The sequence below is a fragment of the Solirubrobacter phytolaccae genome (assembly GCF_027587195.1).
Taxonomy (GTDB): Bacteria; Actinomycetota; Thermoleophilia; order Solirubrobacterales; family Solirubrobacteraceae; genus Solirubrobacter; species Solirubrobacter phytolaccae.
Genome location: NZ_JAPDDP010000166.1, coordinates 1 through 773, shown reverse-complemented (window position 1 = coordinate 773; position 773 = coordinate 1). Strand labels below are relative to the sequence as shown.

The following is a 773-nucleotide window of genomic DNA, read 5'->3' as shown; positions in this document are numbered from 1 at the left end:
GGCCGCTCATGTCCTCGACGCCGGTGCCGATCCGCTCGAACGCCTCGCGGGCCGCGCTTCTTGTCCGGGCCGCGCACCGAAGCGGCCCCGGCCGGGCCCGGCTCGGCCCCCGGGCCGGCGGTGCCGCGCGCGGCCTTCTTCGCGTCGCGCAGCGCCTTGCGGACCTCGCCGGACTCGTTGTCGCCGAACTCGTTCAGGCGGCGCTCGAAGAACGGGATCGCGGCCTCGGGCTGGCCGAGGCCGACCAGGGCGGCGCCCTCCTCGAAGAGCGCGTAGCCGCACGGGCTGAGCTCCTTCGAGCCCGCACACAGCTTCTGGGCCTCCTGAGCCTTGGTGAGCGCGGTCTGGAAGTCCCCGGCGCGGCGGGCGTTGTAGCCCTCGATCTGGGCGGCCTGCGCCGCCTGGAGGTCCGGCTCGCCTTGCGGGGCCTCCGGCGTGTCCTCGGGCGTCGGCTCCGGCGTCGGGGTGCCCGTGGGCTCGGCGGTCGCCGTCTCGGTCGGTTCAGGCGTGGCCGTCTCGGCCTCCTCCGGCGTCGGCTCGGGGGTCGACTCGCGCGTGGGCTCGGCCGTCGGCGTGCTGTCGGCGCGCTGGGTGGGCTCGTCGTCGCCGCGCGTGGCGAGCACGAAGACGCCGACACCCGCGAGCAGGACGAGCGCGAGCAGCGCCGCGATCAACGGCCCGCCGCCGCTGCGGTGCGGCTCCTCCGTCGCGGCCGTCCGCGCCGGAGGCGGTGCGCCCCGGCCCGCGCCGGCGGGGGCAAGGCGGAGGCCCAG

General features: G+C 77.9%; 1 pseudogene. It reads right to left on the bottom strand.

The window, feature by feature from the left end:
• Nucleotides 1-773 (bottom strand): annotated as a pseudogene (locus OJ997_RS36250) (hypothetical protein); the annotation flags it as partial.